Consider the following 10,264-nt stretch of genomic DNA (forward strand, 5'->3'; position numbering starts at 1 on the left):
CGGTTGATGCAGCGCAGGAAGGTCGACTTGCCGCAGCCCGACGGGCCGATGAAGGCAGTGACCGACTTGGCCGGGATGTCCAGATTGACGTCGAACAGAGCCTGCTTATCGCCGTAGAAGACCTTGACGTCGCGCGCCTTGATCTTGGGCTCGCCAACGGGAGCGGCGGCGCTGGCCGCCGGCACGGCGGTCTGGATCACCGGCGTGCCGGCGGTGTCGTCAGGGCTTTGGACGGTCATGGCGTGTCCGCGCAGGAGAGGTTGGGCGAGAGGGTTCAGGATCTGGGTCATGTGAAACCTACCAGCGGCGCTCGAAGCGGCGGCGCAGGATCACGGCCGCGGCGTTCATGACGATCATGAAGACGAGGAGAACGATAATGGCGGCGGCGGTGCGCTCGTGGAAGGCGCGCTCGGACGCGTTCTCCCAGATGAACACCTGGACCGGCAGCACGGTGGCGGCGCCGGTGAAGCCTTCCGGTACGCCGGGCACGAACGAGACCATGCCGATCATCAGCAGCGGGGCGGTCTCGCCCAGGGCGTGGGCCAGCGACAGGATGGCGCCGGTCATCACGCCGGGCATGGCCAGCGGCAGCACGTGGTGGAAGACCGTCTGGGTCTTGGACGCGCCGACGCCCAGGGCGGCCTCGCGGATCGACGGCGGCACGGCCTTCAGCGCCGAGCGGGTGGCGATGATCACGGTCGGCAGGGCCATCAGGGCCAGCACCAGGCCGCCGACCAGCGGCGAGGAGCGCGGCACGTTCAGCCAGTTGATGAACAAAGCCAGGCCCAGCAGGCCGTAGACGATCGACGGCACCGCCGCGAGGTTGTTGATGTTGACCTCGATGACGTCGGTCCAGCGGTTCTTCGGCGCGAACTCTTCCAGATAGACCGCCGCCATCACCCCGACCGGCACCGCGATCAGTGCGGTGATGAACAGCATCATGGCCGAGCCGACCACCGCGCCCAGCACGCCGGCCTGTTCGGGCTCGGTCGAGTCGGAGTTGGTGAAGAAGGCGAAGTTGAAGCCAGACTTGATCGCGCCCGCCTTCGTCAGCTGGTCCAGCCAGTCCAGCTGCTGGTTGTCGAGCTTGCGGTCGCCCTCGGCGGTCGAGCGCTTCAGCTCGCCCTTGAAATAGAGGTCAGCGTCGGCCTTCAGGGGGCCAGACACGGTGATCGTCTGGCCGATCAGCTTCGGGTCGGCCTTGATCTTGTTCAGCAGCTGGAAGCCGAAGTCGCGCGAGACCAGGTCCTGGACCTTGGTCGAGACGGTGCCCAGGTCGTCGTCCTGCACGCCCAGCTTCTTCATCACCGCCTCGGCGACGATGTAGTCGTAGTTGACGCCCGACAGGTCGGACGTGTCGATACGATCCGGGTTCAGATAGACCGGCACGCTCAGGGTGTGGGTCTCGAACGTCGTGTAGCCCTGGGCCACGATGCGGCCGACCAGCACCACCAGGAACACCATGGCGATGATGATCGCCGCCATGCCCTGCGCCTTGAACAGGCGCTCGGCGCGGTGACGCTTCTTCAGACGGTCGTCGGCGGCCGAGAAGGCCGAGCGCGGGGCGGCCGCGCCGAGGGTCGCGTCAGTCATATTGTTCCCGGTACTTCTGGACGATGCGCAGGGCGATGATGTTCAGGCACAGCGTCACCACGAACAGGGTGAGGCCGAGGCCGAAGGCCGACAGGGTCTTGGGGCTGTCGAATTCCTGGTCGCCGGTGAGCAAGGTGACGATCTGGACGGTGACGGTAGTCACCGTGTCGAGCGGGTTGGCGGTCAGCTTGGCCTGCAGGCCGGCGGCCATGGTCACGATCATGGTCTCGCCGACGGCGCGGGAGATGGCCAGCAGCATGGCGGCCATGATGCCCGGCAGGGCGGCCGGCAGGACGACCTTCTTGACCGTTTCCGACTTGGTCGCGCCCATGGCGTAGCTGCCGTCGCGCAGGCTCTGCGGCACGGCGTTGATGATGTCGTCCGACAGCGAGGAGACAAACGGGATCAGCATGATCCCCATCACCACCCCGGCGACCAGCGCCATCTGGTTCTGGACTTCCATCAGGTAGGTGGCGACCGGACCGGGCGGCAGGGCCGCGCCGATGGCGTTGAAGCCAGCGCGGAACAGCGGGCCGACGGTCAGGGCGGCGAAGAAGCCGTAGACCACGGTCGGCACGCCGGCCAGGATCTCGAGCAGCGGCTTGACCACGCCGCGAACGCCGCGGCTGGCGTATTCCGACAGATAGATCGCCGAGTAGAGGCCGACGGGCGCGGCCACCAGCATGGCGATGAACATGATCAGGAAGGTGCCGGCGAACAGCGGCACGGCTCCGAAGGCGCCCGACGAGGCGACCTGGTCGGCGCGCATGGCGATCTGCGGGCTCCACTCGGTGCCGAACAGGAACGACAGCGGATTGACGCTCTGGAAGAAGCGCCAGCTTTCCCAGACCAGCGACAGAACGATGCCCAGCGTGGTCAGCACGGCGGCGACCGAGCAGCCGATCAGCAGGACGCCGATCCAGCCCTCGACTCGGTTGCGGGCGCGGAATTCCGCGGAGATTTTCGGGAAGGCCAGCAGGAAGCCGGCCAGGGCCAGCACGCCCGCGGCGGCCAGGACGCCGACCTTCAGGACGGTCTCGATGCGACGGGCCTCGGCGACCTTGGCGTCCAGCGCGGTCTTCAGCTCGCCCTCGTAGGTCACCTCGCTGGGCGATTTGCCGGCGGCGATCGCGTGGGCGTCGCTGTAGAAGACGTCCTGGCGGTCGGGCTCCAGCGCCTGGACGGCGGCCGGACGGCTCGACTGCAGGATCGCGTCCTCGACGCGACCGCCGAACATCACGCCCAGCAGCAGCAGCAGGGCGGCGGGCACGCCGGCCCACAGGGCCGCGTAGGTCCCGTAGTAGTCCGGCAGGGAGTGGAGGACGCGCGCGCGGCCTCCGGCGGCGGCCACGGCGCGACGGCGGCCGGCCATGAAGGCCGCGCCGGAGAACAGCGCCAGGACAAGGAGCGAAAGCCAGGTCAGCATGCGTGAAGCTAATCTTGCGCCAGAAGTGTCGAAGGCTCCGCAGGATCGCGGCCTTCCCCCGGGCCCGATCTATGACCGGCCGGCGCTGTGCTTATGCGACAGTTACATGACAGTTTGACGACAGCGCCCGGTTAACGCGCTTCACCTGACGAAAGAGGCGCTCTTTCGGGTCTTCCAGAGCGACCACAGCACCCCCGCCGCCAGAATCGCGAAGGTGATCGACAGCGACAGACCAGCGGGGAATTTGGTCCAGCCCAGAAGGTCGGCGATGAAGATCTTGCCGCCGATGAACACCAGCAGCACGGCGAGCGCCTGCTTCAGATAGGCGAAGCGGTGCAGCACGGCCGCGAGCGCGAAATAGAGGGCGCGCAGGCCGAGGATGGCCATGATGTTCGAGGTGTAGACGATGTAGGGGTCGGTGGTGATGGCGAAGATGGCCGGCACCGAGTCGACGGCGAAGATCAGGTCGGCGACCTCGACCAGCACCAGAGCCAGGAAGAGCGGCGTCGCCAGCAAGGCGGCCTTGCCGGTGCGCGAGTCGACGCCCTTGACGAAGAACGCCTCGCCTTCGAGCCGGTCGGTGACCGGCAGGACCCGTCGCACGAACTTCAGGGCGGCGTTCTCGTTGAGGTCGATGGGCTTGCCGCTGGAGACCAGCATCTTCACGCCGGTCAGGATCAGAAAGACGGCGAAGATGTAGAGGACCCAGCCGAACTGGCTGACCAGCGCCGCGCCGACGCCGATCATGACGCCGCGCATCAGGATCACGCCCAGCACGCCCCAGAACAGCACCCGGTGCTGCAGGGCGGGTGGAATGGCGAAGAAGCCGAAGATCAGGGCGATCACGAAGACGTTGTCGATCGCCAGGCTTTTCTCGATCACGAAGCCGGTCAGGTACTCCACGCCCGAGGTCGCGCCCAACTGCAGCCAGACGAGACCGCCAAAGCCCAGGCCCAGCGCGATGTAGATCGCCGACATCAGCAGGCTCTCGCGGACGCCGATCTTACGCGTCTTGCGATGCAGGACGCCGAGATCGAAAGCCAGGAGGGCCACGACGGCCAGCACGAAGCCGGCCCACATCCAAAGGGGTTTGCCGATAACCGGCAGGGTCAGAAAGTCCATGATCGTATGCGCGCTCCAGGTCTCGGCGGCCGCGTCGTTCAGGGCGGCCGCCGAGGGGCGTGGGGTCTAGGGAAGGCTGGCTGGGCCAGCGCGTCAGACGCGGCGGGCGTCAGACGCGGCGGGCGTCAGAAGCGACAAGCCTTAGACACGGATGTCGAGCACGCTCCGGCGCGCGGATCGCGCGGTCGGAGAGGTCTCGATCCGGTCGGGCGGCGTCACGGGCTTGCTCGTGGGCTGGCTGGCGTGAGACGCGGCCTGGACCAGCGTCTGCTGCGTCAACCGCAGAGGCAGCCAAGTCATGGGCGGAAGCGAGGCCCCGACTCTCATCGCCGCCCCCAGCGATCAATCAGGTCGAGCAGAAACGGCCGCCGAGCCGACAGGTCGGGCGACGCGGCGGATCCGCTGGGACGCTCGCGCGGATCAGACGCCGCCCGCCCCCGGCGCACGGACTTGGAAAAGATTGAACTCAGGAACATCGACGCTCTCCTCTGTTGGGAGGGCGGCCCGATGTTGGGCTTGCTGGGTTGTGGGGAAGTCCCTCTGGACCCGGCATCGAGCACACCCGATGCGCTCCGACATCACGATCACGCTGTTCCAGCGTCGACCGTCAGAGGGGCCCGGCTCGCATAACAAAGATAGATGGAGAGGACGGATTTCGCAAGGCATGGCCCCGCTATCGGCCTTCACCAGGCGCGCTCGCGACGGGCCCCGCGCCCTAGTTGTCGGCCCTCGCCATCGGCAAATAGATGCCGAAGGTCGCGCCCTCGCCCTGCACGCTCTCGACCGTCAGACCGCCCCGGTGGCGATTCATGATGTGCTTGACGATCGCCAGGCCAAGACCCGTGCCAGACCGCTCGCCGCTCTTCTGGCCCTCGACGCGATAGAAGCGCTCGGTCAGGCGCGGCAGGTGCTCGCGAGCGATGCCTGGTCCGCGATCGGTCACCCGCAGGGCGGCGTAGCGCTCGGCCGGATCGTGGTCGGGCGTCAACAACGACATGCGGGCGGCCGCCGAATCGCGCGGCGCGGCGGCGGCCTCGGCCGGCAGGCCCGGGAAGATCTCGACGCGCACGGTCCCGCCCTTGGGCGTGTACTTGATGGCGTTGTCGACCAGGTTCTGGATGACCTGGATGATCTGGTCGCGGTCGCCGTCGACCACCGCTCCGCCGCGCGGCGGCAGCACGGGATCGAAGGTCACGGCCTTGTCCTTGGCCTGCGGGGCCAGGGCGTCGATCACGTCGATGGCGGCCATGGCCAGGTCGACGCGGCCCAGCGGCGCGATGTGCTCGTTCAGCTCGATCCGCGACAGGCTCATCAGGTCGTCGATCAGGCGCGACATCCGCTCGGCCTGGGCCAGCATGATGGTCAGGAACTTGTCGCGGGCGCCCGGATCGTCCTTGGCGTGGCCGCGCAGGGTCTCGATGAACCCCGACAGCGAGGCCAGCGGCGTGCGCAGTTCATGGCTGGCGTTGGCCAGGAAGTCGGCGCGGGTCCGCTCGCTGCGCCGGGCGTCGGTTTCGTCGCGCAGGGCCAGCAGGGCCAGGCGCGAGCGTCCGGGCGCCTCCTTGAGCGGTCGGACATAGGCCAGCCAGGCGCGGCCTTGAGTCCCGCCCGTCTCGAACTCGACCACCCCCTCCAGCCCGCCGAACAAAGCCTCGTCCACGGCCTCAAGCACGCGCGGATTACGCACGGCCGTGACCAGGAGCTGGCCGGCATGCTGGATTTTGAACAGATCGCGCGCGGCGGCGTTGGCGAACAGGAAGCGCCGGCCCGTCAGGTCGTCCGCCTCCTCGGCGGCGATGACCATCAAGGGATCGGGCAGGCGATCGAGAATCGCGGCGAAAGGCGGGATTTCTTCAGCCGCCGCGACGGGGGCCAGCGGCGCGCCGGGCGTCACGGGGGCCTGCCGCGCCTGATCGCGCCTGGCCAGCCAGTAGCCCGCGCCGGCCGCGCCGGCGGCCGCGAGCGCGGCGGGAAATGGTTGAGCCATGCCGACGACCATCAGACCCAGGATCGCGCCGGGCCCCACCAGAATGGGCCAAAAGGCGCTGGGGCGGCGACTTTCCGGTCCTCCAGGGGACGTGTTCGCCAGGGGCATGGGATTGCTCATGATCTCGAGCTGAAGCGATTCGACGAAGCAGATATGGCGCCCCGCCAAGCCATGCGATAGACGGTTGGCGCCTTAGTACGTGTCGCGAGCGAGACTCACCGCATTTTCGCCGCAACGTGACCCGAATTAGGTGCGCCGGTTTCTATCGAGGTGTCGTTCGTAATGCAGCGCAAGGTCCTGGTCGCGACGGTCGCGGCCGCTCCTCTTCTGGCCATGGCCTTCGCCGCGTCGGCGGAAACCTCGGTCTCCACCGCGCGCACGACGCCGATCGCCACCAGCACGGCGACAGGCACGGCGGCGGACGACATCAAGATCACGTCCGACGGCTCGATCAAGCCGACCGCGGCGGGCGCCATCGTCACGATCGACAGCAACAACAAGGTGACCAACTCGGGCACGCTCTCGACCAACAACGTCAATGACAGCGTCGGCGTGCTGATCATCGGCGGCAAGACCGGCGGCCTGACCAATTCGGCCACCATCTCCCTGATCGAGGACTACGCACCGACCGACAGCGACAACGACGGCGATCTGGACGGTTCGTTCGCCCAGGGCTCGAACCGTTTCGGCGTGCGCCTGACCAACGCGGGGACCTTCACCGGCGATATCGTCAACGACGCCGCCGGCGTGATCAGCGTCGAGGGCAACAATTCCGCGGGCATGCTGCTGGAAGGTCCCGTCGTCGGGAACGTCACCAACCTGGGCAGCATCAGCGTCATCGGCGACAACGCCCGCGGCGTGCGCATCGCCGCGCCGGTGACGGGCAAGGTCACGCTCGGCGGCTCGATCAACGTCCAAGGCGTGGGCGCGATCGCCCAGGATATCGACGCCAACATCAATGGCGCCTTGGTGCTGCAAGGCGCGACCAGCGCCACCGGCTACCGCTCGACCTCTCGCCCCTCCACCGTGGACGCCCTGAACAAGCTGGACGCCGACGACCTGCTGCAAGGCGGCCCCGCCGTGCGGGTCGCGGGCGACGTGACGGGCGGCGTCCTGCTGCAAGGCTCCAACTATTCGAGCAAGGTCGGCGCGGACGGCAACACCGTGCTCACCACGACGACGTCCAGCAACACTGGGACGTCGAGCATCAGCGTCTTCGGCGGGGCGCCGGCCTTGCAGATCGGCTCGACCAGCCAGAACGTGACGCTGGGCGCGGTCGGAACCGGCGACAACGCCTTCGGCCTGGTCGCCAAGGGCTCGATCACCGCCGCCGGCGTCTATAACGGCGTCGCGGCGACCGGCCTGTCGGTCGGCGCGGGCGGCGGGCGTACGACCACGCTGGTCGGCGGCCTGCGCAACGACGGCCAGATCTCAGCCAGCGCATACGAAGCCAACGCCACCGGCGCCATCCTCAACAGCGGCGCGGTCGCCGACCAGCTGCTGAACCGCGGCTCAATCCTGTCGACGTCCTCTTCGTACGCCGCTTCGGGCGTCACCGCCTCGGCCCGAGGCCTAGTGCTCGGCGCCGGCTCCAACGCCTCGACCCTGAACAACTACGGCACGATCAGCGCCACGCGCGTCGGCGAGACCGGCGACGCCGTGGCCGTGCTCGACCAGGGCGGCACGCTCAAGACGATCACCAACACGGGCGCTATCCGCGCCACGGTCACCGCCCCGCAGTTCAAGGCCGACGGCACGATCACCACGGTGACGGCGGGCGGCCAAGCGATCGCCCTGGACCTCCGCGCCAATAACACCGGCGTGACCTACACCCAGACGGGGCCGTCCAGCTTCACCTCGACGACCACCTTCCCGAGCACGGACACGGTCACCAGCGCCGACACCACCACCGTCACGTCGACTCCGACCACCGTGGGCGACGTGCTGTTCGGCGGCGGCAATGACACCCTGAACCTCAACAGCGGCACCCTGGTGGGCGCCATGTCGTTCGGAGCGGGCCAAGACCGCCTGTCGATCACCAACGGCGCAGTGGCGCTGGGCGCGCTGACCGACAGCGACGGCAAGCTCGACATCTCGGTCGCCAACGGCAGCCTGGGCATCCTGAACAGCGAGACGATCAACGTCAGCAGCCTCAACATCGGCTCGACCGGCAAGATTCTGTTCTCGGCCGATCCGGCCGCCGGGACCGGTACGAAGCTGGTCGTCTCCGGCGCGACCACGATCGCCTCGGGCGCCGAGCTGGGCATCCGCCTGGCCAATCTGGTCAAGCAGCCGACCACCTTTACGGTGATCCAGGGCTCGAACATCAGCACGGGCACGTTCGGCAACGGCCTGCTGGCGCAGTCGCCCTATCTGTACGTCGCCACCAGCCGCGCCGACGCCAACAACGTCTATATCGACGTGCGCCGCCGGACCGCCGCCGAGATCGGCTTCAACAAGGCCGAGACCTCGGCCTATGACGCCGTGTTCGCGGCCCTGGGGCAGGACACGAACCTGGCCAGCGCCTTCCTGAACCAGAGCACGCGCGACAGCTTCCGCGACGTCTACGACCAGATGCTGCCCGACCAGGGCGAAGGCATGTTCTCGGCCCTGCAGTCGGTCAACCAGCAGATTTCGGCGGCGACCATGTTCCGTCCCGATCCGGGCGACCGCTACGGGCCCGACAGCCTGTGGGTCCAGGAGATCAACTCGCTGACCCGTCGCGACACCGACCAGACCCTGGGCTCCGACACCCAGGCGTTCGGCTTCGTCGCCGGCTACGAAGCCATGGGCGACGCGGGCGGCGCCCTGGGCGTGACCCTGGCCTACGCCAGCCTGGAAGAGCATGACACCGTCGCCAAGGTCGGCGAGCACACCACCGCGTCGTTCATCCAGACCGGCGCCTACTGGCGGCGTTCGGTCGGCGGCTGGCGCTTCAACGCCGGCGGCGGCGTGGGCTACGGCTTCTTCAACGGCAAGCGCAGCTTCATCGCGCCGGACAGCAACGCCGACGGCGTGGCCGACCTGGTTCTGAAGAACCGCGCCGACTGGAACGGCCTGACCTCGAACGCCTATGCCGGCGTCGCCTACGAGGCCAAGATGGGCCGCTTCTTCGCCCGTCCCGAAGGCCGCGTGGACTACGTCTGGCTGCGCGAAGGCAAGCGCGCCGAAAGCGGCGGCGGTTCGGGCTTCGACCTGACCGTCGACAAGCGCACGTCCAGCAATCTCAGCGGCGAACTGGGCCTCGTCCTGGGCGCCGACTACGGCAAGACCGTCTGGTGGCGTCCGGAAATCCGCGTCGGCTACCGCAAGACCCTGGCCGGTTCGGTCGGCGACACGATCGCCAGCTTCAAGGGCGGCAACCCGTTCACCCTGGCGGCGCTCAACGACAAGGATGGCGCGGTCACCGCCGGCTTCGCCCTGCGCGCCGGTACGCCGATGTCTTACCTGGCGCTGGAAGGCGGCGTCGAAGCCACCAAGAAGCAGAAGCGCTACAATCTGCGCCTGGCCGGCCGCGCGATGTTCTAGGGCGGATCGCCTTTCCACCGACGACCCGAAGGGGCCTACGGCATGCCGTAGGCCCTTTTTCGTGCCTCGCACGCGCCAAAAGACCGACTAGGTCATTTCATCCGTAAACGGATTGTTGTTGCTTGCGACATTGAATCCGAAGGGAGGATTCGAAGAATCTTCCGCACCGGTCGCCGCGCCTTGCAGAAAAACTCATCGCCGGCTTTCTCAAATCTCTATTCCCGAGATAGGGATAATAGTCTTCCCTAGCTCGGCAGGTCGGCCCGCCCCGCGGCGCCGAGAGGGGACCAACATGATCAAGCCAACTCAGATCGCCTTTCGCGCCGCGCTGATCGCCGGCGCCTCCCTGCTGGCCACCGCCGGTGCGGCGTCCGCCCAAACGGCGCCGCCCAGCCCGGATGAGGCCGCCGCGCGCATCGCCGCGCTCGAGGCCCAGTTGGCCGCCCTGCAGCAACAGGTCGCCGACCTGAAGGCCGCCACCGCCGCCAGCTTCAAGGATGTGCGTGCGACCCAGGCGGCGACCACCGTCAGCATCGCCGGCGGCAAGCCGACCATAGCGTCCGGCGACGGCGCCTACAGCGCCACCATCCACGGCGTGATGCAGCTCG

7 protein-coding genes and 1 pseudogene are annotated in these 10,264 nt (G+C 67.9%); 2 read left to right on the forward strand and 6 right to left on the reverse strand.

Annotated features, from left to right (window positions below):
* From Q0379_RS00245 to Q0379_RS00270, 6 genes are all read right to left on the reverse strand, one after another.
* Positions 1-239, reverse strand: a 239-nt coding sequence (locus tag Q0379_RS00245) for an ATP-binding cassette domain-containing protein (protein ID WP_299002860.1), incomplete at its 3' end; no start/stop codon positions are given.
* Positions 240-297: 58 nt separating this feature from the next.
* Positions 298-1,593 (reverse strand): phosphate ABC transporter permease PstA, encoded by a 1,296-nt coding sequence (gene pstA, locus Q0379_RS00250; RefSeq protein ID WP_299002842.1) that lies wholly within the window; start codon positions 1,591-1,593, stop codon positions 298-300.
* A complete protein-coding gene (gene pstC, locus Q0379_RS00255) occupies positions 1,586-3,019 on the reverse strand; it encodes a phosphate ABC transporter permease subunit PstC (protein WP_299002844.1) in 1,434 nt (477 codons plus the stop codon). The genes pstA and pstC overlap by 8 nt, the downstream gene beginning before the upstream one ends.
* A 141-nt stretch (positions 3,020-3,160) precedes the next feature.
* Positions 3,161-4,141 carry a TerC family protein gene (locus Q0379_RS00260; RefSeq protein WP_299002847.1) on the reverse strand — a complete coding sequence of 327 codons (981 nt, stop codon included), beginning with the start codon at positions 4,139-4,141 and terminating at the stop codon, positions 3,161-3,163.
* A gap of 141 nt (positions 4,142-4,282) precedes the next feature.
* Entirely contained in the window at positions 4,283-4,441 is a 159-nt protein-coding gene (locus Q0379_RS00265) for a hypothetical protein (RefSeq protein ID WP_299002851.1), read from the reverse strand.
* Between the two features lie 415 nt (positions 4,442-4,856).
* Positions 4,857-6,236, reverse strand: a complete 1,380-nt coding sequence (locus tag Q0379_RS00270; protein ID WP_299002854.1) for an ATP-binding protein — start codon at positions 6,234-6,236, stop codon at positions 4,857-4,859.
* A 162-nt stretch (positions 6,237-6,398) separates the two neighbouring features.
* On the opposite strand from Q0379_RS00270, the gene Q0379_RS00275 reads away from it, so the two are divergent.
* Positions 6,399-9,656 (forward strand): autotransporter outer membrane beta-barrel domain-containing protein, encoded by a 3,258-nt coding sequence (locus Q0379_RS00275; protein WP_299002857.1) that lies wholly within the window; start codon positions 6,399-6,401, stop codon positions 9,654-9,656.
* Between the two features lie 292 nt (positions 9,657-9,948).
* Positions 9,949-10,264 (forward strand): annotated as a pseudogene (locus tag Q0379_RS00280) (porin); the annotation flags it as partial.

Origin of the sequence: uncultured Caulobacter sp. (assembly GCF_937900395.1) — a bacterium.
Taxonomy (GTDB): Bacteria; Pseudomonadota; Alphaproteobacteria; order Caulobacterales; family Caulobacteraceae; genus Caulobacter.

Bases quoted from the DNA above. Each gene is read 5' to 3' on its own strand.
- pstA (WP_299002842.1), bottom strand. From the start codon at position 1,593: ATGACTGACGCGACCCTCGGCGCGGCCGCCCCGCGCTCGGCCTTCTCG.
- pstC (WP_299002844.1), bottom strand. From the start codon at position 3,019: ATGCTGACCTGGCTTTCGCTCCTTGTCCTGGCGCTGTTCTCCGGCGCG.
- Q0379_RS00260 (WP_299002847.1), bottom strand. From the start codon at position 4,141: ATGGACTTTCTGACCCTGCCGGTTATCGGCAAACCCCTTTGGATGTGG.
- Q0379_RS00265 (WP_299002851.1), bottom strand. From the start codon at position 4,441: ATGACTTGGCTGCCTCTGCGGTTGACGCAGCAGACGCTGGTCCAGGCC.
- Q0379_RS00270 (WP_299002854.1), bottom strand. From the start codon at position 6,236: ATGCCCCTGGCGAACACGTCCCCTGGAGGACCGGAAAGTCGCCGCCCC.